The following is a 26,916-nucleotide window of genomic DNA, read 5'->3' as shown; positions in this document are numbered from 1 at the left end:
TACTTTATTATATGAGGCTCCTGAGCATTAGTTCAGGAGCTTTTTTTATGCTTGTTGGCTAAAAACTTCCAGCATAAAATCTTTTGCCCTTACCTTAGCCTTTGATACAGCAAATACGCACATAAGCTATGGCTTCAAAAATTACTCCTGAGCTGAAAGAAGCAATACTCATGCTTCCTGAAAAAGAGAAAGATAAACTACTGCTTCGTCTTATCGCCAAAGACGAAACCCTTACTGCTAAGCTTAGACATCAGCTATTGGAAGATGATTCTGATATGGAAATGAGACGAGATCAATTAAAGGAAAGCGCCCTCCAGGTATTTTCCCGTAAAGATTTCCATCAGTGGAGCTATACGCCGGGCTTGGTAATGATGGTACTCCGGGATTTTAGTGGGGCTATCAGCAAACATGTTAAAATTACCAGAGATAAATACGGCGAAGTACAACTCCTGATTCTGTTGGTAAATCTGGCATTTCGTAAGCAGAGAGGCATACTCTACAAGCATGAACACCGAGCAGACAAATTTGCTGCTTATGTATGCCGTAAGGCCCAGCTTGCCCTTAACAAACTCCAAAAGCTGGATCTCGACTACTATATAGAGTTTGAAAAAGACATCAATGAGATGCTTGCTCATTTAAAGGAGTACCCTCCTACGCGTAGAATAATGTCAGACTACCACCTTCCTGCGCGGTGGGAGTATTGAGCACATGTCTGCTTATACCTTCAGCATCGCTAGCCCACCTTACAAAAGCTCAGGTCTTTTTATACTGCTACTTCCCGAAAAACAATACACCAACTACTGCTCCGGCAAGCGTTAGTGCCAGTATGGGCCAGACTCCCCCTCCCAAAAAAGTGTTGCTCACATACATACCTACCAAAGCTCCAATAGTAGCACCGGATAAGGCTTTGGCTATCCAGGGCATACGCCTAGTTTCTGACATATTAATACTGGTTAGTTTTAAAAAACGAATAATACAGTAAAGTAGCTCAAACGATTGTCGCAGGGCTTTCATCTAGCATAAGGCTATTTGAAAATTTTGTCCAGATGTGTAGATAGCTCCTGCTGTTCATATACAATAGTAAATTCGCCTTTTTGTTGGTAGACCTCACTGACAAAGCCCCATTCTTTTTCAAAGTCTCGCGGCAATACGGCTTCGCCACTATGAGTCAGTGGATTAATGAGAACCAGGCTTTTGGCTGTAGATGCAGCAGCCAGGTCAGCCAGATCATACTTACCTATGGCACCCGCTACGCTGGCAGGCACCCAGCGGGCTTCATAAACTTCGTGCGCAGCCAGGCTGGCATATGACACCAGAGGTTCTACCAATACCAACTGGCTGAAAGCCGAACTAAATGCAGAGGCATGTATGAGCGCAGGCGTAAGAGTACTATGTGCCATTGCTGTAATGTGGACATTTCCGAATTTTTCCTGGCCATAACTAGCTAGCTTTACCATATCAGCGGCTTGCCTTGCCACTATACTTTTATTGACCTGAACTGAAGCAAACCATTGGTTGTAAGATACATCATCAATATAAGCATCTCCTTTAAGGTAGCCGGGGCCTAACTCTCCTGTTCCCAACAGGTCAGCGGCCAGTACCGTGACTCCTGCCTTTACCATAGCCCTGATCTCCCCTGACGCCTCTGCGGCTTTGCCTTCTGGATGAAAATACAAAGCTAAGCTGTTGGGTTTAGGCTCATCGGGTACAAAAAGTAAAAACGGGTTAACATGCTTCTCACCTATCATCAGGTATTTTTGTATGGTATAAGAGTCGCGCGGAAACTGACCTGCGAAATGTATATTATATATTTCCTCTACCGACTGGTAGCCAGATAGTTGTAAGGCCACTTCTTTTATAAACTGAGCATCATACTTTTTTCGCTCTGCCAGCTGTTCAGACTTCATGCGGCTTACTTCCTCACGAAGGAGATCAGCTACATTTTTACTATCATAAGCAGTGGCTAGCTGCCCGCTAGAACTTACCTGCAATTCTTCAGGTGTAAAGAAGCTTACTTCTCTTTCCTCTACCTTGCCTGGCAGGCTTAGGTGTTTTTGAAAAAAGGCATACATGGCTTCACGGTTTTTTGGAGTAGAGGCATGCACCTGATCATCTTCACTCATACTAATATGGTCTGGCTGCCCAAGGCTGGCAAATGCTTGCTTCGCTTCCTGATAGGTGCGCCGCGCGCCTTCTATGCTAAAAAAATCGCGAGTGGTGCTGATGATCATGGTAGGTTTGGGAGCACGTACTTCCAGCAAATCTGCCAAGTCAAGCTCATAATCTACATAATGCATAAGATTTTGCTCCGCATCCTGGGGGCCTTTCGTTTTAAACAGTATTTCCAGACTGGTGATATAAGCCTCTGGTGCGGATGCCAGAATTCTATCATCAAAGGCAGCAATATACGCACTCTGGGTACCACCCCCAGAACGACCAGTAATACCAATACGTTTAGCATCTACCTCCTCTCTGCTGAGTAGGTAATCTACCGCGCGTATGCCATCCCAAATCATATATTTAGCTAATGAGCTCCCTCCCATAAAACATTGCGCACCTACATAACCATGCTCTTTGGTAGGGCCACCTATACGGGAACCCTCCTGGGTTTTAGAAGGGTATTGCATACGCTCTCCCTGCCCCAGCGGATCAAAAGCAAGTACAATAAAGCCTTTATGTACCAGGTTAAGTATTTTGCGCTGGTAGGTTTCTGAGCGAAAAGCTTCTTTGGCGTGGCCGCTACAATAAATTATGGCTGGTGCTTTTCCCTGTAGATCTGCCGGCATAAACAAGGCTGCACTTACAAAAAAGCCAGGTTGCGACTCATAAACAAGCTTTTCTACCTTTACACCATCTTTGCTAAGTCTAGCCATAACTATGGGGCTTAGTGGCGTTTTTTCTGGAAAATCTCCAATAATTTTATCCAGCCTGGCTCTAACTTCTGTTTGCCGAGCCTGCCAGTCTGATTGGCTACTGAGTGAAGCTATCTGCTGGGCACGTGCCTTTAGCTTGACTGAGGCTTCATCTACCATTTGCTTGTACATGGCGTCTGCGTCACTGCAATAGTACTGATAAAAATTTAGAACAGATAAATCTTCTTCCTGTGCACTTACATTCAGGCTCAGGCAAAGAAGAAGCGAGAGAAATAAGGGTTTGCTCATGAAATAATATCGCTTATATCTGCCAGATACATCTGGCGTTGTTGTTTTTGGTGTGTAGAATCAAAAATTACCTGAGTGCCCTGCTGGTTGCTTCGTAGGTGTAGATCACAACGCCACTCGCCACTGAACTGCTTAGGTTCAAAAAACTTTCCTAGTACCACTTTTCTATCTGTAGGCACATGGTACAGGTATAATGTCTGACGCCGCCCAGGATCACGATGCGGATAGGTATCATTAAGTATCCATTCATTATTGGTATTGGGCAGATAGGTATTATGACCATTCTCTACCATCTTCTCCGGCCCTACTACTTCTAGCTCTTCTGTTTGATCTTTAAAGAGGTAAAAGGCAGCCAGCTTACCTTTAGGTTTGGTCCAGGCACAAATATGCTGAGGGTCTCGCCAGATAAAATGAGAGGTATAGCCTGAGGGATCAAGCACGTACGGCTCTGTACCATCCAGGTTAATTGTAAACATACGTGTAGTAAAGCCACGGTTTACTGTTTCCAGGCTACTGACAGGGGCCTCTCGCCAACGATGCAGAAATATAATACGCCTGCTGTCCGGACTTACCAGCAAATGGTTAAAATAATGCCACTTATCCTGAATGGACTGCCCCTCATAAGGAATATCTGCGGCCTGGGCGAGCGAGAATATCAATTCTGATCTGCCCGTTTGCATGTCCATACGATAAATACCAATATCCTGAGGTGCTTTATTGCGAGCGTAAGGGTCGGGAACACCAGCATAGCCATAGCCCGGACGCATATTCTGAATGCGGTTAAACTCAGTACCTACGGCATACCTGCCATCGGGGCTTAGCGCATATATGGCTTTAGGTAGTGTCTTCCTGTTTCCGTTTTTTACATTAAGTATATGGCACACAAACTGATCTCCTTCTCTATCGTTCCATATCACTTCTTCTGCAGACTGAGGTATCCATTGTAACATGCAACCCTGCTGCCACCCCCAGGCTTTACTTTCTCCTAACGCCAGCCAGCGGTCATTATCCTGCAAGTCAACCATACCAATCTGTATGCTATCCTCTGCGTTGGGCGAGCGCATAGGCATATCTACCTCCATGCCTAATGCAAAGCGTCCTGCCGGATCTAGCTGCCATTTATCGTAGTAGCCAAACCAATGCGATTTAGGCCCCCGGGTAATCTGCCGTACCAGAAAATCTTTGGAAAGCGAAGGTCCAAGGCCAAGGTCAGGACTCAGGCATATACCCAGCCCCAGGCCACCAGACTGTCTGAGAAACTGACGACGATTGAGCATAAACAGGTTATTAATCAGGAAAGTTTTAGCGAGCTTTCTTTTAGGTTGTGCTTAGTATATGGCTGAATTTAATAAAAAAGAGCACGCTTTCCGATGTAGAAGGCTACTAGATGCCCCAGGCTAAACCTATTGCTCCTGGCGTAGCCAGTCAAAAGAAAAGCTGACAAACATATTTTGGGTATACTCATCTTTTTCAAAGAACAAGCCTATATCGCCATTCTTAAGGACTGAAAGTGAAGAATAAGCTGCCGGCCCATTATATACACACCTCCCCTTGGTCCAACTCTTACCTTCATCATAACTTATTCTTACCCATAGGTTTCTTCTTTTGTCCACCTCATTAAGGTTAGAAAATATTAGGCAGCGTTTTTCTATACCGTCTTCTGTGTAGGTGTATGGAATAATACTGGCGTTACACGCAGGATCTATGAGAGTACTATCTACACTACTGCTCCAGCTTTTACCTTCGTCTTCTGAGATATGTACATAGCGCATTCCCAACTTATTGACACGGCTGTTGATCATCCAACGCCCATCGTCCAGAGTGATAATTTTAGACTCATCAGCAGGTTTTATGGGCGTATCTATCAGGTACCAGCTTTTACCATGATCATCGCTGGCGAAAATATGCAGGCCTTTGTCCAGATTAACCAGGGTATGGAGTAGTTTACCATCTGCTGCCTGAGAGCCTCTGCCGGAGGTAATAAACTTAAAGTCGTTTTTCCAGCCAGGTTTACTAATCTGAGCTGTAATATCTATCGGCTTGCTCCAGCTTTTACCATAATCTTTACTTTTGAGCATATGCAGATAATAGACGTCTTTTTCCTTATGTAGGTCCATAAAATTGTAGAAGAGAAAAATTTCTCCACTCTCCCTATCCAGAATAAAAGAAGGGTCAGAAGCTGACTGGCCTTCAGGGAAATCTACAATATGCTCAATTTCCGACCAGCTTTTACCATTGTCACTACTTCTTCGTAATACAATGTTGATATCTTCACTCCACTTAAGGTCGCCGCAGGAGGGCACCCTTTCGTCTATGGCTGCCAGAAGGTCACCATTAGTTGCTGTGATAAGGGCCGGAATACGGTAACAGGAAATATTCTCCTGATGCTCAGCACTAAAAAGGAGGGTTTGCTGGCGTAATCCTTTGGCAAGTATCGGCTCATTGACTTGAGCATAAGTATAAGCATGGATGAAGTAAAGAAAGAGGATACATACTAAAGATAGGTTTTTCATAAAAATCAGGCTGCTATAGTTAGAACTCCTGAGTATACTAATTTTTGGCAGTATGCCCTAGAATTCTAGCTTTTAGCTCCTGTAATTGATGAATTTTGTGCCCTCTACAGCTTAAAATAAGTTTCTATACTTCTTTCTCTGCTCATAGTTAGATCAGACAATAAGATACACACAACACCTCTTTACACCTAGGTACAACAAATAGCATTTCATTGATTTGTAGGCACAATTTTGCGCAAAGTCTTCCTGATTATTTTTTCACACCATCACAACACTAACAATAAATACTTAGTTATATAAGCAATTTCATTGAGTTTAACCCTAAGTTTTCCTACCTTATATTCATCATTTTCACTTTATCTCTTAGACCTATGCTCAACCTATCTACCCTCCTGGAAAGCAGCGCCAGAACATACCCTTCTAAGACTGCTTTTGTATTTTCTGACCACCAGATCAGTTATGCTGAAGCCAATGCAGCTGCCAATCAGGTAGCCAACGGACTCCAGACTTTGGGCATACAGGCGGGCGATAAAGTAGCACTCAGCTGTCCTAATTTACCTTACTTTCCCATCGTCTATTTTGGCATACTAAAAATTGGTGCTGTGGTGGTACCTCTAAACATATTGCTCAAGAAAGATGAGATTGCCTACCATCTGAATGACAGCGATGCCAAAGCTTATATAAGCTTTGTAGGCAATGATACCCTACCCATAGGACAAATGGCAAAGCAAGGCTTTGATGAGGCTCCACGCTGTGAGCATCTGTTTATCATTATGCCTACTCCTAAAATGTCTTCTCCCATTGAGGGCACCAACACCCTTGCCCAGCTGATGCAAGGGCAGTCACCTAAATTTGAAACTTTCCAAAGTAGTGCAGAAGATACTGCTCTGATCATCTACACCTCGGGTACAACCGGCAAACCTAAGGGTGCGGAGCTTACTCACTCTAATCTGATGTACAATGCTATTATCTCGGCTGAGTTAATGCAAACCCGTTCAGAAGATGTAGAGCTACTAGTGCTTCCACTCTTCCATATCTTTGCCATGACAGTGCTCATGAATGCAGGAATCTACCGTGGAGCAGAGCTGGTTCTGCTACCCAAGTTTGATGCAAAAACCGTCTTCAGCCTTATGCAAGAGCATAAAGTAAGTGTGTTTGCGGGTGTGCCAACCATGTTCTGGGGGCTTAATCAATATCATGAACCTGGCTTTGACTACGAATCAATAGCCAACAATTTACGGATAGCCTGCTCTGGAGGGGCCTCTCTCCCTTTACAGGTATTGCACGATTTTGAAGCCCGTTTCAATATTACTATTCTGGAAGGGTACGGCATGTCTGAAGGAGCACCGGTAGTCACCTTTAACCAATTGGAAATAGGTCAAAAGCCTGGCTCGGTAGGTATTCCTGTATGGGGCGTAGAAGTAAAAGTTGTTGATGAACAGGGAGAAGAAGTAGCTGCCGGAGAAAAAGGCGAGCTTTGCTTTCGTGGACATAACGTAATGAAAGCTTACTATAAAAAGCCTGAAGCTACCCACAAAGCTATTAAAAATGGATGGATGCACTCTGGCGATATTGCCTTCCGTGATGAGGATGGCTTCTTCTTTATTATTGACCGCACTAGCGATATGATTATTCGGGGAGGCTACAATGTATACCCAAGAGAGATAGAAGAAGTGATGATTACCCACGAAGACGTTTCTTTGGTAGCGGTTATTGGCGTACCCGACAGCAAACTAGGCGAGGAGGTTAAGGCTTTTGTAGTACTAAAAGAAGGAGCTAGTATAGACGAAGCGACTTTAATAGAATGGACCAAAGAAAGAATAGCCGATTACAAATACCCCAGAAATATCAGCTTTACCGATAGCCTGCCCATGAGCGCTACCGGAAAAATATTAAAAAAAGAGCTGCGCAAAGACAAAGCAAAAGCGCCACTCACCAAAGCTTAGATAGTTAAGAAAGCAGTATTTTTTCAACAGGCTATGCTGCGATGCACTTGCGGGCAGTATAGCTTTTTTTACTGCTACCATTTTGGCTGTAATGCAGACCAAAAACCCACTCGGAATGTACATTCAGAGTGGTTTTATACAAATGATAAGCCTTATACCACTTCTTCTACCGAGGCAATTATATGGTTTGGCCGGTAGTACTGCAATAAGGCGAAGGTAGATAGAAAGCCGGAAGCCATACCCTCAATTGTAATAGTAAAAGCGATAAGTGCCGGATTAAGGAAATCTCCAAAGGGTTCTCTCTGTTTAATCACACCCATAAACTCCGGAGATACAACAGTTATGTAAAACGTAACTAATGTAGCAAAAACTACTACTCCCACTGCTGAGGTTAATATACCCAGGCCAAAGCCTTTAAAATATGCCAGCTTATAATCTTTTATTTTTTTATACTTTTTTATAGCCATCAACACGAAGCTAAACAGTATGATAATATTTAGCGCTCTTAGCTCCAGATTATGCTCCAGCCCAATTGCTTTCATTAGCAGGAAAAAACCCGCCAAAGCCATTGCCATCAATACACCATAACGTATAGCGAGCTTTTCAATCAAATCTACATGTTTAAAATACTTCATAACTGTATAGTTAAAATGGTATGTGTCTTCAGTAGGATAACAGTCAGGCATATATCTTGTTTAATAATTTACATACAATATTAAACAAAAATAATAGTAACATTTATTGTACTTAATCCTTCCACCTCTTAACCAATAAAGCTTAGCTGCATTTATGAAGTTTAATGGGCATTTCTGAGAGCTTTTTTACTGAACTTCTCAGCTATAAAGGCAATAATGACTAGCTGAGAGATGTGAAATAGCATAATTGGAAGAATCATCATACTGGCAGTTGTGCTGTTACCAAAGATAACCTTGGCCATTACCGATCCGTGCACCAGAGACTTTTTAGAGCCGCAAAACATTGCTGTTACGCGGTCTTCAGTACTAAAATTAAGCCCCTTGGCTATCATGTCAATAATCCACAGGCTGAGAAAGAAGAGTGCCAGAATAGCGGCATACAAAGTTAAAAAGTGTGTCCATGTAAGCCCCGAAAACAAATGAGCAAGAAAAGAGGCGCTAAAACTGGAATACACAATAAGCGCTATCATAGTCTTATCAAAAAGACCGGTAAATTTACTGTAGCGGGTAGCAATATGGCCAAAGCGAGCGTGAAGCAGTACTCCTAAAGCTAGTGGCAATACGATCTGTAACATCAGTTTGGAAAACACCTCCCAAAAAGAAATACTCTGCATCTCATTAACTACCAGCCCTAGCCAGAGAGGAGTAGCAAGCACGCCTATCAGTCCAGAGATACTGGCATTAAAAATTGCACCAGCTACATTGCCTCTGGCAATTGAAACCATGATTACCGAAGAGGAGACCGTTGATGGCAGCACTGCCAGAAAAAACATTCCTGTCCAGAGCAAATAAGTGCTCTCTTGCTGCATTAAAGGCTTGAATGGAAGTACCAGCAATGGAAATAGCACAAAGGTGCTAAATTGTACCAGTAAGTGCAGCCGATAATTAGACAGCCCACTTTTAAAGCTCTCCAACGAAAGTTTGAGGCCGTAGAAGAAAAAGATAAGGCTAATACCAATATCAGTAACTTCATCTAGCGCTAAGGCTTCAGCCCCCTGCGGAAAGAGGTAAGCCAGCAGCATAGCTACAAAAAGCGAAATAATGAAGCCGTTAAATTTGATATTTCTGATTCTCATGCCTTGGTGGTCTGGGAGCTTATACTATTATTAAATGATACAAAAGTAGGTAATTGGTAAGAAGGCATAAGACTCTCTCTCATATTTTATCTTGCATGACTTGGTAGAAGTTTACGTAAGCAATGCGTTTTTAAGACCTCGTTTTAAATACACTTTTGCCGGATTACTAAAGCATATTTTTGAGGTGCTCCTGCTTATTGTACAGCACTTGAATTTCCTCTTGGCTGAGGGCACGATCAAATATGGCTAGCTCATCCAGCAAACCAACGTAGCTAAGGCCTAGCCTTATCGTTGCCTGCTCTGGCTCCCAGCTAAAGGCTTCTCTCACATTTTCTCTTTTTCCCTGAAGCTCAGCATTAAGATAAAGTTCAGCACTACCGTTTTGAGTATTTAAATCTGCGAAACGAATGAGTACATGTGTCCATCGCTGACGAGAGAAGAGCATACTTTTGGAAGGCACCAGCCTTTTTGTAAACTCAGGGTTTTCTGCTCCTTCAATACCTTCGGAGTTCCAGTCTTTCAGGTCGCCATACACTCCCATACGAAAGCTACGCGGATTTTTATCGCTAAAGTCTACCCAAAGGGCAGCATCATTATAGTCTTCATCAGTGATTTGGATAGGGTCGCAATAGCCAGGCTCCAAATCTGCATCCGGATTGAGTTGCAGCCAGAAAGAAACCGTACCACTCCACCCCTCTTCACGATAAGCCATATTCTCTTTCGCTTTATAGAAAACTATATGCTCACTTTTTTGAATGAAGCTAAGCGCATCACCAGATACACCTTTACCAGTTGCCAGGCTAATATTTTCGCTATGTATTCCCTCCTCACCTTCGGGTAACTGATCGTAATCAGTAGCAGTATATATACGCGCATCCCCTCTGGCATAATCAGCCTCTGCGTTTCGGTCAAATGAGGCATAAAAAGTAAGTGACTCTTTAAGCTTTTGAGGCTCTTTAGGAGACAGAGATAAAACAGGTATAAGAAGTAGTAGCAAAAATATTGTTTTCATAGTGTAGGTTATTGATTGTTGCTGAATTTACAAAATGCCCGGCAAAGACAGTGTATATTGGCGATGAACATTCAAGCTAAAGGTTTTCTTTTACTCAAACTTAGCTGTACCTTTGCGCCGTATTAAGGTGGCTGCGTTCGTTGCTGACTACACGAACAAGCTGTAAAAAGGGAAAGCGGTGTAAGTCCGCTGCAGTCCTCGCTGCTGTAACTCTAGTCCGAACCCATTCGGAAACATACTCTCCGGCACTACCTCAGTCACTGATTGCCTAGGCAATTGGGAAGACAGCCGAAGATCAGAGAAGCCAGAAGACCTGCCTTTATACTTCAGCTCAACGCTTTCGGGGATTGAAGCGCCTGAGTTAAAAAATTACTATTTATGATAGATTTAAATATGCATAGGCTGTCAGGCGCTGCTTTGACGCCTTTTATTCATGCGTGCCTACTGCTGATCGCAAGTTTAGGTTTATTTGCCTGTGGTAGCAACAGCTCTCAGGAGCATTCGCAAAACCATATACCCAGTGCTGAGTCAGACTGGAGAGAAAAGCTAGACATTACGTATGCCCGTGGTTTTGATATTAGCTACGAAAAGGGCTACAAAGTACTTCATCTCATTCAAGCTACTGACACAACACACTACCTGCTATTGCCTGAGGGTGCGGAGCGGCCTAATGCCTATCCTGAGGCACAGCGTATCAATATTCCTATCAAAAGCATGATCGCGCTCTCTACTACTCATGTAGCCCTGGCGGATTTTGTGAATGCAGATAGTATTATCGTAGCCCTGGACAATACACAATATGTCTATGATCCGCAGGTGCGGCAGAGAATTGAAGCAGGAGATATTACAGAAGTAGGTGCGTCAGGCAGCCTGAATCAGGAGATGGTGATAGCGCTACAGGCAGATCTGCTCATGGTATCCGGAATGCCCAATACTGATCTGCAAAAATACAACTCCATCATAAGTTCGGGTACTCCTGTACTTATCAATACGGAGTGGATGGAGCAGACCGCACTGGGCAAAGCAGAGTGGGTAAAACTAATGGCCGCTCTGCTCAATCAGGAAGCCTTGGCAAAACAAAAGTACGAATCTATAGTGGAAAGCTACTTGAACACTGCTCAGCTCACTACTCAGGTAGAAGAAAGACCAGCAATACTAAGCGGCTCTCCTTTTCAGGGCTCCTGGTATGTGCCGGGCGGTAAGAGTTATCGTAGCCAGCTTTTTACCGAAGCAGGAGGCCACTGGCCATGGAAAGACTCAGCAGTTGTAAGCATGCCCATCGCTTTTGAAAATATTTACGCCTATGGGCTGGAAGCTGACTATTGGTTGAATCCGGGCATGTTCAATTCACTGGACGAACTGGCAGCAAAAGATGAACGTTTTGCGGATTTCAAAGCTTTCCGGGAAGCTAAGGTTTACAACCACAACCTCAGGTTAAGCCCCAACGGTCAGGGAAACGACTATTTTGAAAGTGGCGTAGTTAATCCACACCTGATTTTGAAGGACCTTACTCATATTCTGCATCCGCAGATTCTGCCAAAGCATGAACTCTACTATTATCAAAAACTGAAATAGTATGCCTGCTACGCTTAAGCCCTCACAAATTACATCTGTACATCAGAAAAGACCGCATGCCTTACTACTTACTGGTCTGGGTATGCTGATGATTTTGCTATGGCTGGCAGATATTGCCTTGGGGTCTGTAGCCATTCCCTTTACTGAGGTGCTTAACAAACTTAGCGGCCAGTCTCTAGACAATACCGCCTTTGAGAATATTATTATGAAGATTAGGCTACCTAAAGCTATTACCGCAGTTCTGGCCGGAGCAGCCCTATCGGTGGGTGGTTTACAAATGCAGACACTGTTCCGTAATCCATTAGCTGGTCCCTCGGTGCTAGGGGTTACTTCTGGTGCCAGCCTGGGCGTAGCAGTAGTCACACTATCCAGTGGGCAGGCTACCACTCTCTACGCTATACAGGAACTGGGCATCAGCGGAAGCTGGCTGGTAGCCATTGCCTCCAGCCTGGGAGCAGCGCTGGTGCTTTTTATTATACTAGGCATATCTTTTCGGGTTAGCGATTATGTAGTGCTGCTAATCGCAGGTATCATGATCGGAAATATTACCCTCTCCCTGGTAAGCCTATGGCAATACTTTAGCAATCCGGAGCAGATACAAAACTACCTCCTGTGGACATTTGGCAGCCTGCACGGCGTTACACAAAAACATTTAGGCCTTATGTCTGCTGTTGTGATCTTAGGGCTACTTTTAACTTTTGCACTCAGTAAGCCTTTGAATGCGCTTTTGCTGGGCGAACATTACGCGCAAAGTCTGGGCGTAAGCATCAGGCAGTTACGCATAGGGGTAATTATTGCTACCAGCCTACTGGCGGGAGTAGTAACTGCATTTTGCGGTCCTATTGGCTTTATTGGGATTGCCGTACCCCACCTAAGCCGCGGGCTTTTTCATACTGCCCATCACGGAGTACTGATACCTGCCTGTGCTTTGCTGGGAGCTATCACTCTGCTGGCCTGTGATCTTATCTCTCAAGTGCCAGGCAGTGCTATAACACTACCGCTCAACGCCATCACGGCTCTTATCGGCTCTCCGGTAGTTATTTATGTGATTCTTAAGAACAGAAAACAACAGACTGCTTTCAGTTAAACAGACAAGAACCGCATGAATATAGGCCAAACCATATTATCTACTAAAGCACTAGCCGTAGGCTACACCAACACACAGCCCCTCATTAAGCAACTTGATGTAAGCGTTAGGCAAGGTGAGCTAATTTGCCTGCTGGGTACAAACGGCAGCGGTAAGTCTACTCTCCTACGTACCCTCTCGGGTATGCAGAAGGCATTGAGCGGCGAGGTATTTCTGCTTAACCAACTTATCCAGGAGCTTCATGCCAAAGCCAAAGCCCGTCAGCTTAGTTTGGTGTTGACCGAAAGAGGCATAGCCCCTAACCTCAGCGCCTATGAGCTTATTGCCATGGGAAGACACCCTTACACCTCATGGTTTGGTGGCCTTGGCAAAAAAGATCTGGAGGTAATAGAACAGGCGATGGAAGCTACGGGCACTCAAAACTTTGCCAATCGTGCATTTTTTAGGCTAAGCGATGGAGAGCGCCAAAAAGTACTAATAGCCCGTGCGCTCGCTCAGGATACGCCGCTTATCATTCTGGATGAGCCTACTGTACACCTTGACTTACCCAATCGGGTGGAGATTATGCAGCTACTCCACAGCCTGGCCCATCAACAGCAAAAAGCCATATTAATGAGTTCTCACGATCTTGAGCTGGTACTACAGACTGCCGACCAGTTGTGGCTATTGCATCAGCAGAAAATAGTAAGTGGCATACCGGAAGATCTGGTATTACAGGGCCAGTTGAAAAATAGCTTCCAGAGCAAAAATTTGCGCTTTGACAGACAGAGAGGCAGCTTCGTTCTACGCAGACACACTCAGCACCTTATCAACTTACAGGGGGAGGGAGAAGTAGCACACTGGACCCAACAGGCATTGGAAAGGGTAGGCTATAAAGTAGTTCATGATAGTAGTATAAGATTATCAGTAAGCATACAGAAAACCAGTCCGGTACCTACCTGGGTACTGCAAGTAGCCAATGAGGCAGTCATGTGCCGCTCTCTTTCTGCTTTGGTACATAGCCTCCTTCAAAAACATGGCTCTGTAACTTCAACCTTAAGTGAGAAAGAATGAAGAGAATTATACTACAGCTAGCCATCTTATTAATGTACTTCGGAAAAACCAGCCCACTACTGGCACAGGATACGGATACAGTTTTTCTACAAAACCTGGAAATATACGGACTACCCACAGAAAAATATGCGGCCGGAAGCAGCATAGTCAGGATTGATTCCATTGCCAAAATTTCTCAGATACATGCCAGCCTAAGCGACCTACTGGAGCAAGAAAGCAGCCTGTACTTTAAAGAGTACGGTTATGGTATGCTTTCCGGTATTAGTATGAGGGGCACCTCTTCCAGCCATACGGCAGTCCTCTGGAATGGTATTAACCTCAACTCTGCAACTCTGGGCTCTACAGATTTCTCCAACCTTCCGGTTTTTATGTTTGACGATATACAGCTGCACCTGGGCGGAGGTAGTGCGCAATATGGTAGTGATGCTATCGGCGGTAGTATTATTTTAACAAGCAAGACAGATCAGCAAGAAGGCACAAAGCTACAGGCACATCAGACTGTAGGAAGTTTCGGGCAGTTTTTCTCAGGACTTAAAGCCCACTTTGGTCTTAACAGGTGGCAGCTTAGCAGTACTGCTTACCGCAGAAGAGAAAAAAATGATTTCCCTTTTAAAAACACCTCCAAATATGGTACGCCGGAGGAACGACAGCAAAATGCGGATGTGCACAACTTTGGTCTGATGCAGGAGCTTAGCTTCCAGCCAGCCAGCAACCGCCGCTTCAGCCTGAATGCCTGGTACGAAGAAAGCGAAAACGGCATACTACCTATAATGAGCAGTAACTTGCAGGAGAGCAGTTACGAACGCATTAGCGACCGACATTTTCGTAGCTCTTTTCAGTTTGAGCAGCAGCAGGCCTGGGGCTATCTACAGGCTACTTTAGGCTATGTACATGATGAGCAGATTTATAATCAGCAGGCACCCATTATTGCAGAACACCTGCTGACCCGACTGCTATATGACAAACACATAAGCCAGCGCCTAAACTTTAAGTTAGGGGCTGACTGGCGTTATGTACAGGCCGATGTAGAAAGCTATCAGCAACAGAGACAGCAGAAGCGCGCAGATGCCTTTGCCTCTCTGGCCTATCTGCCATATGCGTGGTGGACGCTCAACCTCAACCTGAGACAGGCATGGGTCAGTGCTTATAAAGCTCCTTTTGCTCCTGCATTGGGTAGTGAAATATCTCTGCATAAATCTGCCCGGCAGCAACTAATCCTTAAAAATCAATTCTCAAGAAGTTTTAGGATACCAACTTTTAACGACCTCTACTGGCAACCGGGAGGTAAGCCCGAGCTCAGAGCAGAGCAGGGCTGGAGCCTGGAGAGTGGCTTGCTATTAAAAAGAGAAAACCTGGAAGCGGAAATAACCTACTTCCATACTAATATGGACGACTGGATAGTATGGCTTGACCAGGGAAGCTTCTGGAGTCCACAAAACTTTCGTAAAGTAGTAATTAATGGCCTGGAAACGCGTGCGCAATACCTTATGGTACTGGCAAGTTGGCAGTTAAGACTAAGCGCACAGTATTCGTATACCTCCTCAATCAACAAAAGTCCTGTAAGCCAGTACGACCGCTCTAAAGGCAAACAGCTACCCTATGTTCCCCTTCATCGCCTGACATTTAATACGCATGCCCAGTGGAAGAGCTGGTCTGCGGATATGCTGAGCCAGTGGACCAGCGAGCGCTTTCTGACTACTACCAACGAAAGTGCGCTGGAAGCTTATGGTCTGCTTGATTTCCGCATTAACAGAAGCATCAGCTGGTGGAAAACACAAAACAGCATAAGCTTTCGGCTAAACAACCTATTGAATACCAGCTACCAGAATGTAGCCGGAAGGGCCATGCCCGGAAGAAACTATCAGCTTAGCTTACAGCTACGCTTTACCGACTAAACTATAGAGTTTTCATTGTAACATTCATTTAATACACATTCATGACCAAACCGATGTTTTCATTCAAACAATTATCCAACTACTTTTTGCTTACTGTACTGCTCCTGGCAAGCATGGCCTGTGAGGACGATTCACCTTCAGATTCTTTTAGAGGTGATATAATTATTTCCAATGAAGGTAATTATGGGGGTGGAAATGGCTCTATCAGCTTCTTTAACCGTGACTCCAAAGAGGTGAACAACACCGTTTTTGCCAAAGCAAACGCTCCACGCAAGCTGGAGGCTAGTGTACAGTCGGTAAGTATATCTGGCAACACAGCATTCATTGTGTGTAATGCTTCCAGCAAAATTGAAGTGGTAGATGCCAGTTCTTTTGAAGCTAAAGTCGCTCCTATAGAAGATGATAGCCTAATTAGCCCCCGCTACCTCACCGTAGCCAATAACAAAGCCTATGTTTCTGTCTGGGGACCATTTAATGATAGCTGGCAGCTTACTGAGTCCAAGGTGGCAGTAATAGACCTTGACGACTATAGCATTATCAAGTACATAGATACAGAAGACGGCCCGGAAGATATTATCGCCGTAGACAATAAAGTTTATGTGGCAAATAGCTACACTAATAAGCTCAGCATCATCAATACAAATACCGATGAAGTAGAGAAAGTGCTGGAACTAGACGGAAGCCCCGTAAGATTTGTGTTAGAAGAAGATGACTTATGGGTAAGTGTAGGTGGTGCCGCTGCTCAGTTTCTGGAAATAGATACTGAAGATGATACCATAGAAACTACAATTGATGTGAGTGGTACTAATACGACTGGTAAGTTTGATGTCAACGATGAGCTGGATATGATCTACTTTGTGGGTGCGGAGCCCTGGCCAGCAACTGCCACCGTGGTATACCAGGTGTCTAATGAGGATGCTACTGACAAAGCGGAAGCTTTGATTAGTGGTGAGCATTTTTATATGGTAGGCAGCGACCCAGCTACCAACACCCTCTATGTAGGTAACAGTAATTCTTTTCAGGGAGAAGGCACCTTATTGCACTACGATGCCGACGGAAATCTATTAGAAACTTATGCTGTAGGTGTAGGCCCTAATGGTATTCATTTTTAGAAAATAAAAACCTCCTCAGTAAGCCATCATATTGGTACTGAGGAGGTTTCTATACTTTTTTAGCAACAGGCTCAGCTATCTATACGGCCTGCTTCTCGTACTCCCTGCCCCTCTATACCAGTAAGCCGATCTCCCAGGTCCTTTCGCATCTCATCAGCTAGTGCTTTAATTTTGGCTACTATTTCAGGATGCTGCTCCGCAACATCAGTAGTTTCTCCGATATCCTCTTTCAAATTGTATAGCTCCACGTTTTCAAAAGCTAATTGCTCATAATTAACCGGCAGGCCGTCATTTCTTCCTTTTCGCCCATTAAGGGAACGATAGGTATGCGGAAAGTAAAGCTTCCAGTCACCATAGCGCACCCCATGCAGCTCGTTAGTTTTATAATAGAAAAAGTAAGCTTCCTGCGGGCTCTCTTTTGTTTCGCCTTTTAGCACGCTCCATATGTTTTTGCCATCAATTTTCTGATTGGGTAGCTGCGCTCCAGTTACAGAGGCGATAGTTGGCAGAATATCTATAGTCATTAAAGGCACATCTATTACTTTACCAGCTTCCAGCTGACCAGGGTAACGGATGATACAAGGTTCGCGCTGTCCACCTTCCAAAGCTGTACCTTTACCTTCACGAAGAGGTAATGCACTTCCGGCATGCTCACCGTAAGATAGCCAGGGGCCATTGTCAGAAGTAAATATTACCAGTGTATTTTCGTCTAGTCCATTATCTTTAAGAGCCTGTAAAATCTGCCCTACCGACCAGTCTATTTCCATAATCACATCACCATAAAGACCTCTTTCTGATTTTCCCTTAAATTTGTCAGATACAAAAAGCGGAACATGAGGCTGTGGATGCGCCACATAAAGGAAAAAGGGGTTCTCTTTGTTTTCTTGAATAAATTGCACACTTCTTTCTGTAATCTGAGTAGTGAGCATAGACTGATCTTCCAGGGTGTCAACAACCTGCTCATTGTCGTAAAGCGGCAAAGGCCCAAAGTTATACACAGGCCCCTGCTGAGGATGCAGCGGCCACATGTCATTAGAGTAAGGGATACCAAAATAGTCATCAAAACCCTGACGCGTAGGCATAAACTTAGGGGCATCGCCCAGATGCCATTTGCCATAGGCAGCTGTGGCGTAACCTTCTGCTTTGAGCATTTCGGCTATAGTCGTCTCTGATAAGTTAAGGCCAATTTTGGCATTGGGCATCAGCGCACCATGTATCCCTAAACGGTTGGGGTAGCAGCCGGTGAGCAGAGCCGCACGGGAGGCAGAACAAACCGCCTGAGCGGCGTAGAAGTCAGTTAGCTTTATTCCCTCCTTAGCCATCTGATCCAGATGTGGAGTTTGAATATCAGGGGAACCAAAGCAACCAACATCCTGATAGCCCTGATCGTCAGTAAAAATAATGACTACATTGGGAGTAGAAGGCTCAGGTGAGGCTTGCTCGGTAGTAGGGCTGGAAGAGGTGCAGGATAAAAAAGCTATTACGAATGGCAGCAGGAGTAGATACTTGGAAAACATAAATTTAAGTTGTTAATGACACCAAAAGGGTGTTTTTCTCCAAGTATACTACTTTCCCTATGCTGCAACAAGTCTGTATACCTAAAACAACTGGTAGCCAAGAATAAACGAAAAAGATGAATACTTAGAATCCCAGTATGAGTAACCGCCTAGTATATGACGAGGACTATCATATTTCAACTCTAACATAAACTTATTTCGTAACAACACTCCAGCACCTATCGCGATATTATTTCGGCTTAGAACATCCAGATAAGTACTACTTTCAAACTTAATACTAGAATTGAAACTTTGATCTATAACATAGCTCACATTAAGCAATACTCTATCCTGATCGTTCAGAAAAAAGTAATGCCTCACCCCAAATGGCAACTCTATTGATTTGTATTCGGCTGTTGAGTTTCTATTGTCCACATTTTCTTCGCCGTAATATTGCTGATAGGTAGGCTCTACTACTAAAGCCCATTTACCTTTTTTAAATGGCATCACAAATTCCAGCTCAGCACCTAGTCTGTAGTTCAGCTTTGTACCAAACTGTTTTTCTTCACCTCCTAAAACATAATTTTGTATACTCAGGGAGCTTACTTTAAGGCCAGGCCTTACCCTAAAGTTGAAAAGATCACGAGAGATCTTAGCATCATAATGCACATAATTTTCACCACTACACTGATAGTATCTTACATAGAATTTGCTAAGACTAGCTTTATTGTAAGACAAACGTTCCAGTACATCTTTAGATAAGCCCTCACAAGACAGAGCATTCAAAAGCTGTTGCTTATACATATTGTTTTCGTGTACAGTTGCCCTGTCCCTTTTATATTTTTTATAGACGAGAGGTTCTTTTTTTTCTTTATCAACCCTAAAGTAATATCTGCGTAGGTTGCCCTCTTCGTATAGGTAAAGGTCAACTGTGCCTTCTATAATCTGTCTTAGAAATAAGGTCTCAGTGACATATTCAGGGTGTCGGTTAGTACTCAATCTGGACACTTCAAAACTGGATCTATCTGCACCTCGCTTCTAACATATTTGATATAACCTGCTACACCAAACTCGCTCACCTCTTCAATATCAGCAGATTGCTCCTGAGCACTTGCGGATGCTTTGTACAAAAAAGATGTAGGGCTGTCTTTCCAGTCCATATTTTTTATGAGGCAGTCTTTGCGCTGGCCTGCATTATTGATAAAATATCCCTTTTCAAATTCTATCTGTGCAAAGCCTGAAAAACTCAGCATTAGCGAAAAGGCACTCAGCAGTAATTTTCTTATCATACTTTATTGGAGTTTTATATCTGAGGATTAATGGTATTTAATACCCATTTAAAGGGTATACACATGTGATAAACTCACATATTAAGCTACAAGACTAGTTAAAAAGTGCAGCCGAAAAAAATCAAAAGTGTAGGTATTATATACATACGGCTTTGAGTTAGCTACAAAAGGAAAGTGCACTTAAAAAGCGCATTACCTGCATATAGAAGTAGATAAGCAGCTTCTCTGGCATGTAATATTAGGGGTGGAGATTGGAGGCGGATGAAGGCAATTTTGGCTTGATTTTTCGTTGTGGATACAGTAACAAAGCATCAAGTAAAACAAGTATTTTATCGGACTAATTATGAATCACTCAAAAAGACAAGAAGTAGTTGGCTTAGTAAAAGACCTTACCAAAAAGGACCTTTTTATTCATTTATTAAGCGCACTTAAAACGGAAAGCTATCTGTATGCCAGCATATTAAAGAAAGAAATTCATAAACGCCCCTTTACTCCTGAAGAAGTAAGCGCCATTCGCCAAAGCTCATTTTACCCTCAGCTCAACGGAATTTTAAATGATTGAGTAATACAGAAACAATACTTTTGGAAAGCTGTTAAAGATTTAAACTAACACTCTGGCAGTAGACAGACTATTGCCAGAGTTTAAGTTCAGACATGGGTCTGGACTATTTATTACTTTTTTAAACTTTTTACTTATGAGAATTTTAACAGCAATTTTTTCAACATGCTTATTTTTTGCACTTAGTGCATGTGATTCGGGCAAACAAAAAACCACCGAGCGAACTCTCCTGGAAAAAGATACCGTAGCGGTAGAAAAAGAATACGAGGTAGAAAAGAAAATTCGTGAAAAGACCGTAACCATTGATACAGTTACTGAGACAGAAACTGTAGAAAAGGAAGAGAAGCTTGAGGATGAAGGTAACTCTTAATCAAACCTTTAAAGCTTACTTATATCTATTTTTTTTACCAAACTTCTTAAGACTTATATGAAAATTTTTAAGTTCTCAATGCTTACAATGGGCTTAACCATTTTGGGCATAAGTAGCTCATATGCACAGGTATCTCCTGTAGTAACCGATGTTATAGCTACGCCACAATTCTTCATCAGTTTACTGGCTGGTGTTTTGTTAGCAATTGGATTTCAGGTGCTACTCTCAGCACTATCTGTAGCTGCTGGTATTTCAGCAGTAGGAAACATCAGAAAGAAAGCCAACAAATCTTCTGACAGTTCTGGATCTTCTAAAGATGATGACTCTAGCACTCCAGTAGGCGTTAAGGTAAGTACCGGCCTGGGGGTGTGGAGTATGGTCACCGTTAGTCTGGCTTTGTTTTTTGCCAGTTTGCTGGCAGTTAAGCTAAGCCTGGTTGGCAATCTGACGATCGGCATTACTTTAGGATTAGTAATATGGGCTGCTTTTTTTAGTGTAATGGCTTACCTTGAAGTAAAATCGGTAAGTTCACTCATGGGCACACTGATCAATACCGCATTTTCGGGCATTAAGCATAGCATGTCGGCTTTGCAAAATATGTTTACACCCTCTCAGGCTAGCAAAATTGAAAACATCGCAGAACATACTATTGAAAAAGTACGCCAGGAAATGAGCGATGCTACAGATATGCACGCCATTAAAGACAAAATAGATGAGTACGTAAACCGCATGGAAGAGACTGCAGAAAGAGCTCCTGATTATGAGCAGATAAAGCAGGATTTTGTAAATATCTTAAAAGATGTACGTATAGAAGAACATACCGATGAGGAAGTGCAGGGACGTGAAAAAGAAATATTTTTAAAGCTGGCTTCAGAGCAGTCTAACCTGAGTAAGCAGGACGTTAAAAAACTAGGCAATGTGTTTAAGCAGGCCCAGTTTGCTGTTAAAGAAGGTGACTCCAAAGGCGACAAAGCTAAAAAACTTGCCGCACAATTTGGTCCGGCCAGCGAAGAAGAGATTGATAATTATGTACAGAAGATTGAAGAATACTTACGCAATAGCAATCGCGAAGAAGTTAACCCTGATGCTATTCGTGAAGATATAGAAGCTATCATCCAAAACCCTCGCCACGCTCAGGAAATAGTAAGCCGACGTGCCGGGCAAATGGATCGTAATACGATGGTTGCTCTATTGGAGAGCCACAACAAAATGGACCATGATAAGGCAGAGAAAATTGTTTCTTATGTAGAGAAAGCGATAGATACGGTAGCTACTAAAACCAATGAGTATACCAACAAAGCAGGAGAAGCTTCTTCTCAAGCCAGTAAGCAAACCCAGGAGACTCAGAACACTGCTGGAAAGCGTGCATCCGATTCAGGTTCAGCGCTGGAAAGTCGCCTGAGAGATTACCTGCAACGCACAGAGAGACCAGAAATACAGTACGATTCTATTAAGTGGGATATTGAACGTATGATGAATGATCCTAAGTCTTCTCCAGAAATTATTAAAAACAGACTGAATAGTTTTGATAAGGAGACTTTTATTTCATTGCTTACTGCAAATGAGAAAATCTCTCGGAAAGACATTGAAAACCTAAGCAATAAGGTAGAAGAGTCTAAAAACCGAGTGATTGAAATAACAAATAAGATAGAACAGGAAAGCAGTCGCAGACTGGAGAAAGCTAAGCAGCAATCGCTACAGCAGGCTGAAAACATGCGCAAAACTGCCGCTGCCGCAGCCTGGTGGTTATTTGCCACAGCCGTAGTATCAGGCTTGGCTTCAGCAGCAGGTGGCTGGGTAGCTATACTGTAAAATTTAGAATTGCATACTACGGTACAAAGGCCATTGGCATCTGCTATGGCCTTTGTTTAATCACCTTCGCGCTAATTGATGTATGCTTTTTAATGGTAGTGTATATAAACTTCCCTTTTAATTTTTTTAACTATGAGCAACGCAAAAGAATTATTCTCCTATCTCAAAGAGTCATTTAAAGAATGGCAGAGTGATGATGCCTTCCGCCAGAGTGCTTCCCTCGCCTACTACGCTATTTTTTCATTGCCAGCACTGCTTATTATTGTCATTAACGTAGCCAGTGTAGTATGGAGTGAACAGTACATACAACAGCAGGTAACAGAGCAGCTGGGAAGTATGCTGGGTGCTGATGCGGCCGAGCAGATACAAACCATGATCAGCAACTCAAAGAAACAGGGCAATTCCATACTGAGTATCATTATCGGAGTAGCCACCCTGATTTTCGGTGCTACAGGGGTCTTTTACCAATTACAAAAATCGCTAAATGATGCCTGGGAAGTAGAGCAAGACCCTGACTCAGGCATTATGGAAGTAGCCAAAAGCAGAATTACAGCTTTAGGATTGGTTGTGGCTATAGGTTTTCTATTAATTGTTTCTTTAGTAGTAACCACTGCCATTTCTGCCATGAGTGGATGGATACAACAGCAGCTACCCAACTTTCCGGTTTTTGTGTTTTACATTTTCCAGATTATGCTTTCACTAGGTATACTGACTGTGCTTTTTGCTATTATGTTCAAAGTGTTACCTGATGCAAAAGTAGAATGGAGATCTGTATGGGTAGGCGCCCTGCTAACTGCAATTTTGTTTACAATAGGCAAGTTTCTAATTGGCTTCTATATTGGAAAAACTGACCCTACCTCCACTTTTGGGGCCGCAGGCTCTATTATTATCATTATGCTTTGGGTCTACTACTCAGGCCTTATACTAATCTTCGGGGCAGAATTCACCCAGGTATATGCCCGAAACAAAGGACACCGTTTGCAGCCTTCCAGCCATGCAAGACGCACTGCAGAGTACCGCCTGGCACAATTGGAAAAAAAACACAGACAACAAAGACAAGTACAATAAACCTATAAAACTAAGAGTACTGCTTGTCCGGTGGCTAAACTATCAGCTACCGGACTTTTTTTATGCCCTGAGTTTATTATTTTACTGTAGCCCCCCACCCTTTATAACTTTCTCTGGCTTTCATGGCTTTATACTATACATCAACCGCTAAAGAAGAAATCTTAAGTAAAAGCAAAAGCATCTTCCTCTGGGAAATGCAATAGAATATGATAGAACAAGACCAGAATTATAAGCCTATAGATCATTATGGAATTATCGGTAATCAACATACCGTAGCACTTGTTAGCAATAACGGTTCTATTGATTATATGTGCTTTCCACGTTTTGACTCTCCCAGTATATTTGCCTCTCTGCTGGATGCAAAAAAAGGAGGTAAGTTTACTATAGAACCTCTACTTAATGATGAAGACTACAAGCAGCAGTACCTGCCGGACACTAATATTTTGCTTACCCGCTTTCTGGCCTATGAGGGTATGGTAGAGATTCTGGATTTTATGCCCGTTAAAGAAATGGAGCATAACTGCACACTCATACGCCAAATTACTGTAATCCGGGGAGAGATTGATTTTAATATGTGCTGTGCCCCTCGCTTCAACTATGCCAGAGATGAACACGAGGCTAAGCAGATAAATGAACATGAAATCACCTTTAAAAGCACTCACTGGAACATCCGCCTAATGGCTGATATTGATATGGAAGTGAAGGATGGAGACGCAGTAGCAAACTTTACACTAAAAGAGAAAGATACGGTAAATATTGTGCTGGAAGCTGTTTCTGAAAAAGGAGACAAAGAGGATGTAAAAAACAGCCTGAAACAATATGTAGACACCACCTTCAAAGAAACCAACAACTACTGGAAAAAGTGGATTTCAAAGTCCAACTACAAAGGTATGTGGAAAGACATGATGAACCGCTCAGCCCTTACACTTAAGCTGCTAACCTCTTACCACTATGGCTCAACTGTAGCGGCAGCTACCTTCGGACTGCCGGAGCGTGTAGGCGGAGAGCGCAACTGGGACTACCGCTATACCTGGATACGCGACTCTGCCTTTACCATGTACGCGTTTATCAGACTGGGCTTTACCTTTGAAGCCGGGGAGTTTATGAAATGGATACGCACCCAGTTTGAGAAAAATATAGACAAGCCTAATAATCTACAGCTGATGTACAGCATAGATGGTAAATCTGATTTGCATGAGACAGAACTAAACCACCTGGAGGGCTACAAAAAATCCTGCCCGGTAAGAATAGGTAATGGAGCATACAACCAACTTCAGTTAGACATTTATGGTGAACTCATGGATAGCATTTACCTGTACGACAAATATGGCGAGCCAATTACCTACGATTTTTGGGAGAAACTGTGCCCTCAGATAGATTATGTCTGCGATAACTGGCAAGAGAAAGATCATGGAATATGGGAGATACGCTCCGAAACCCAAGAGTTTATCTACTCCCGGGTAATGTGCTGGGTGGCTGTGGACAGAGCAGTACGCCTGGCAGAGAAACGCTCATTCCCCTACCCCTGGGAGAAATGGAGAAAAGTGAGAGACGAAATCTACTACGATATTTATAACAACTTCTGGGATGATGAGCTGGAATCTTTCGTGCAACATAAAGGCAGCAAAGTCATTGACGCCTCCGTATTACTTATGCCTTTGGTCAGGATTATCAGTCCATACGACCCCCGCTGGCTTTGCACCCTAAAAAAAGTAGAAAAAGAGCTGGTTACCGATACTTTGGTATACCGCTATAACAATCAGGAGTTTGAAGATGGTCTGGAAGGGGATGAAGGCACTTTTAGCATGTGTTCCTTCTGGTATGTGGAGTGTCTGGCTCGTGGTGGCCAACTGGAGAAAGCACGCCTGTACTTTGAGAAAATGCTGGGCTATGGGAACCACCTGGGCTTATTTGCCGAACAAATCGGACTGAGAGGAGAGCAGTTGGGTAATTATCCGCAAGCCTTCACCCACCTGGGCCTGATCAGCGCTGCGTTTGCGCTTAACCGCAGCATTAATGGTAATGAGTAGCTAAAGACAAGTCTTGGTATACTAGATTTGTCTCATATATGGTAAGCAGAAAATCCGGTCTGCAATAGTACCGGATTTTTATCTATGATAATCACCTGTTTATACCTTATCTTTTATCTGCCTGAGGTAAGATGTACTTTGCGCAATACTTTCTAAAGGTGCCGGCGATTGATCCTGTTCAACAAAGCACTGCTCTACTCCTACCTTAGGAGCCAGCTTGAGTACCTTTTTCACGTCAATTACGCCGTCGCCTACTTCCTGAAAAGCATCTTTAGGTACCTTAGCCTCATCATACTCATCGGCTATGCCCTGCTTCTTATTTTTGAGGTGCAGCAGTCGTATTTTGCCTTTCATCTTGTTCATAAGCTTTATGGGGTCATAACCTCCCAGGCTGGCCCAGAAAATATCCAGCTCAAACTGTACCTGCTTAGGATCTAGCTCTTCCATCAGTACTTCATATGGCACTTGCCCTTCAATAGGCTCAAACTCAAAAGAGTGGTTATGATAACAAAGGTGGATACCTGCCTGCTCACACTTCTCTCCTGCCTTATTTAGCCTCTCTGCATAAGTTTTGTACTGGTCTATGCTTTGCCTTTCCTGCTTCATCATATAGCCAAATATCAGGTATTTCAACCCATGCTTTTCCGCCTCTTCTATCACGGCATCAATGCTGCTGTTTTTAGGAGCTTCCTGCCCCTGATACTTCCACCCATCGGTAATGTAAGACTGGTTAAAAAAAGAGCTCTGAGAATACAGGCCAGCATCCTTAATCATAGGTAAAAGCTCTCCGTAAGTTTCGGGGCTTCCGCCTTCAACCTGCTTATAGCCCGCGTCTTTTATCGCTTTAAGCGTAGCCGCAGGGTCTTGTGCCATCTGGTTTCTAACTGTGTAGAGTTGTAGGCCTATCTCATCTATATAGGCATTTTGCTCACGAAAAAAGGCAGAGGGCAACAAAGATAAGCTTAAACTTGCCACTGCGCTTTGCTTCATAAATTCTCGTCTCTTTATCATAATCCTGTAAGGTTGTTTGTTAATTCTAATAAAATATCAAAGTAGTTATTTTCTATGATTTTATGAGGGTCTTCCTCTTCGACTATCTCTGCTCAGCTTAACACTCGTTTTATGAGCGATCAGACTGACAAAAATTCAAGTGTGGCAGGTAAAAAT

General features: G+C 43.3%; 23 protein-coding genes and 1 riboswitch. Of the genes, 12 read left to right on the top strand and 11 right to left on the bottom strand.

Translation table 11 applies throughout. The features are described from left to right. Nucleotides 1-128 precede the first annotated feature (128 nt). Nucleotides 129-704, top strand: a complete 576-nt coding sequence (locus PZB74_RS13145; RefSeq protein ID WP_302236717.1) for a hypothetical protein — start codon at nucleotides 129-131, stop codon at nucleotides 702-704. Nucleotides 705-771: 67 nt separating this feature from the next. On the opposite strand, the gene PZB74_RS13140 is transcribed toward PZB74_RS13145, so the two are convergent. The 4 genes from PZB74_RS13140 to PZB74_RS13125 form a co-directional block, all read right to left on the bottom strand. After that, nucleotides 772-942: a hypothetical protein gene (locus PZB74_RS13140; RefSeq protein WP_302236716.1), complete on the bottom strand. Its 171-nt coding sequence runs from the start codon at nucleotides 940-942 to the stop codon at nucleotides 772-774. A gap of 83 nt (nucleotides 943-1,025) precedes the next feature. After that, the gene (locus PZB74_RS13135; RefSeq protein ID WP_302236715.1) at nucleotides 1,026-3,161 is read right to left on the bottom strand and encodes an alpha/beta hydrolase family protein; all 2,136 of its coding nucleotides are present in this window, start codon (nucleotides 3,159-3,161) and stop codon (nucleotides 1,026-1,028) included. Continuing rightward, nucleotides 3,158-4,438, bottom strand: coding sequence for a TolB-like translocation protein (locus PZB74_RS13130; protein ID WP_302236713.1), 1,281 nt, complete (start codon nucleotides 4,436-4,438; stop codon nucleotides 3,158-3,160). Before PZB74_RS13130 ends, PZB74_RS13135 begins: the two co-directional genes overlap by 4 nt. A 126-nt stretch (nucleotides 4,439-4,564) precedes the next feature. Then, on the bottom strand, nucleotides 4,565-5,674 hold the full coding sequence (locus PZB74_RS13125; protein ID WP_302236711.1) for a sialidase family protein: 1,110 nt from the start codon (nucleotides 5,672-5,674) through the stop codon (nucleotides 4,565-4,567). A gap of 371 nt (nucleotides 5,675-6,045) precedes the next feature. Here PZB74_RS13125 and PZB74_RS13120 point away from each other — a divergent pair, with 371 nt between their 5' ends. After that, nucleotides 6,046-7,620 carry a long-chain-fatty-acid--CoA ligase gene (locus PZB74_RS13120; RefSeq protein ID WP_302236709.1) on the top strand — a complete coding sequence of 525 codons (1,575 nt, stop codon included), beginning with the start codon at nucleotides 6,046-6,048 and terminating at the stop codon, nucleotides 7,618-7,620. A gap of 152 nt (nucleotides 7,621-7,772) precedes the next feature. Here PZB74_RS13120 and PZB74_RS13115 read toward each other — a convergent pair whose 3' ends face one another. The 3 genes from PZB74_RS13115 to PZB74_RS13105 all read right to left on the bottom strand — a co-directional run bounded on the left by PZB74_RS13115 (nucleotide 7,773) and on the right by PZB74_RS13105 (nucleotide 10,403). Beyond that, a complete protein-coding gene (locus PZB74_RS13115) occupies nucleotides 7,773-8,255 on the bottom strand; it encodes a DUF4199 family protein (protein WP_302236707.1) in 483 nt (160 codons plus the stop codon). 161 nt (nucleotides 8,256-8,416) lie between these two features. Further along, a complete protein-coding gene (locus tag PZB74_RS13110; protein WP_302236706.1) occupies nucleotides 8,417-9,391 on the bottom strand; it encodes a bile acid:sodium symporter family protein in 975 nt (324 codons plus the stop codon). Between the two features lie 166 nt (nucleotides 9,392-9,557). Continuing rightward, nucleotides 9,558-10,403: a LamG-like jellyroll fold domain-containing protein gene (locus PZB74_RS13105; RefSeq protein ID WP_302236703.1), complete on the bottom strand. Its 846-nt coding sequence runs from the start codon at nucleotides 10,401-10,403 to the stop codon at nucleotides 9,558-9,560. Nucleotides 10,404-10,511: 108 nt separating this feature from the next. Then, nucleotides 10,512-10,738: riboswitch (cobalamin riboswitch) on the top strand. A gap of 43 nt (nucleotides 10,739-10,781) precedes the next feature. Between PZB74_RS13105 and PZB74_RS13100 the strand changes: the two genes are divergently transcribed. The 5 genes from PZB74_RS13100 to PZB74_RS13080 are packed head-to-tail and all read left to right on the top strand — an operon-like array spanning nucleotide 10,782 to nucleotide 17,125. Continuing rightward, complete coding sequence (locus PZB74_RS13100; RefSeq protein WP_302236701.1) at nucleotides 10,782-11,978, top strand: ABC transporter substrate-binding protein; 1,197 nt, start codon at nucleotides 10,782-10,784, stop codon at nucleotides 11,976-11,978. A 1-nt stretch (nucleotide 11,979) separates the two neighbouring features. Further along, nucleotides 11,980-13,065, top strand: a complete 1,086-nt coding sequence (locus PZB74_RS13095) for an iron chelate uptake ABC transporter family permease subunit (protein WP_302236700.1) — start codon at nucleotides 11,980-11,982, stop codon at nucleotides 13,063-13,065. Between the two features lie 15 nt (nucleotides 13,066-13,080). Further along, nucleotides 13,081-14,118, top strand: coding sequence for an ABC transporter ATP-binding protein (locus tag PZB74_RS13090; protein ID WP_302236698.1), 1,038 nt, complete (start codon nucleotides 13,081-13,083; stop codon nucleotides 14,116-14,118). After that, nucleotides 14,115-16,013 carry a TonB-dependent receptor plug domain-containing protein gene (locus PZB74_RS13085; RefSeq protein WP_302236695.1) on the top strand — a complete coding sequence of 633 codons (1,899 nt, stop codon included), beginning with the start codon at nucleotides 14,115-14,117 and terminating at the stop codon, nucleotides 16,011-16,013. Before PZB74_RS13090 ends, PZB74_RS13085 begins: the two co-directional genes overlap by 4 nt. 53 nt (nucleotides 16,014-16,066) lie before the next feature. Beyond that, complete coding sequence (locus PZB74_RS13080) at nucleotides 16,067-17,125, top strand: YncE family protein (protein ID WP_302236693.1); 1,059 nt, start codon at nucleotides 16,067-16,069, stop codon at nucleotides 17,123-17,125. Nucleotides 17,126-17,196: 71 nt separating this feature from the next. Here PZB74_RS13080 and PZB74_RS13075 read toward each other — a convergent pair whose 3' ends face one another. From PZB74_RS13075 to PZB74_RS13065, 3 genes are all read right to left on the bottom strand, one after another. After that, nucleotides 17,197-18,642, bottom strand: coding sequence for a sulfatase family protein (locus tag PZB74_RS13075; protein ID WP_302236691.1), 1,446 nt, complete (start codon nucleotides 18,640-18,642; stop codon nucleotides 17,197-17,199). 81 nt (nucleotides 18,643-18,723) lie between these two features. Next, a complete protein-coding gene (locus PZB74_RS13070) occupies nucleotides 18,724-19,620 on the bottom strand; it encodes a tRNA modification GTPase (protein WP_302236688.1) in 897 nt (298 codons plus the stop codon). Then, on the bottom strand, nucleotides 19,617-19,910 hold the full coding sequence (locus PZB74_RS13065; RefSeq protein ID WP_302236687.1) for a hypothetical protein: 294 nt from the start codon (nucleotides 19,908-19,910) through the stop codon (nucleotides 19,617-19,619). Before PZB74_RS13065 ends, PZB74_RS13070 begins: the two co-directional genes overlap by 4 nt. A 343-nt stretch (nucleotides 19,911-20,253) precedes the next feature. Here PZB74_RS13065 and PZB74_RS13060 point away from each other — a divergent pair, with 343 nt between their 5' ends. The 5 genes from PZB74_RS13060 to PZB74_RS13040 all read left to right on the top strand — a co-directional run bounded on the left by PZB74_RS13060 (nucleotide 20,254) and on the right by PZB74_RS13040 (nucleotide 25,749). After that, nucleotides 20,254-20,472 (top strand): hypothetical protein, encoded by a 219-nt coding sequence (locus PZB74_RS13060; protein ID WP_302236686.1) that lies wholly within the window; start codon nucleotides 20,254-20,256, stop codon nucleotides 20,470-20,472. A gap of 133 nt (nucleotides 20,473-20,605) precedes the next feature. Beyond that, complete coding sequence (locus PZB74_RS13055; protein WP_302236685.1) at nucleotides 20,606-20,839, top strand: hypothetical protein; 234 nt, start codon at nucleotides 20,606-20,608, stop codon at nucleotides 20,837-20,839. A 57-nt stretch (nucleotides 20,840-20,896) separates the two neighbouring features. Continuing rightward, nucleotides 20,897-22,651, top strand: coding sequence for a hypothetical protein (locus PZB74_RS13050; RefSeq protein WP_302236683.1), 1,755 nt, complete (start codon nucleotides 20,897-20,899; stop codon nucleotides 22,649-22,651). A gap of 132 nt (nucleotides 22,652-22,783) precedes the next feature. Further along, nucleotides 22,784-23,719, top strand: a complete 936-nt coding sequence (locus PZB74_RS13045) for a YihY/virulence factor BrkB family protein (protein WP_302236680.1) — start codon at nucleotides 22,784-22,786, stop codon at nucleotides 23,717-23,719. A 206-nt stretch (nucleotides 23,720-23,925) separates the two neighbouring features. Beyond that, nucleotides 23,926-25,749 (top strand): glycoside hydrolase family 15 protein, encoded by a 1,824-nt coding sequence (locus tag PZB74_RS13040; RefSeq protein ID WP_302236678.1) that lies wholly within the window; start codon nucleotides 23,926-23,928, stop codon nucleotides 25,747-25,749. Between the two features lie 99 nt (nucleotides 25,750-25,848). Here PZB74_RS13040 and PZB74_RS13035 read toward each other — a convergent pair whose 3' ends face one another. Then, complete coding sequence (locus PZB74_RS13035) at nucleotides 25,849-26,760, bottom strand: sugar phosphate isomerase/epimerase family protein (protein WP_302236676.1); 912 nt, start codon at nucleotides 26,758-26,760, stop codon at nucleotides 25,849-25,851. Nucleotides 26,761-26,916 lie beyond the last annotated feature (156 nt).

The organism is Porifericola rhodea (assembly GCF_030506305.1).
In the GTDB taxonomy this organism is placed as follows: domain Bacteria; phylum Bacteroidota; class Bacteroidia; order Cytophagales; family Cyclobacteriaceae; genus Catalinimonas; species Catalinimonas rhodea.
The sequence above is the reverse complement of the archived record's forward strand: the minus strand, read 5'-3'. Positions and strand labels throughout refer to the sequence as shown.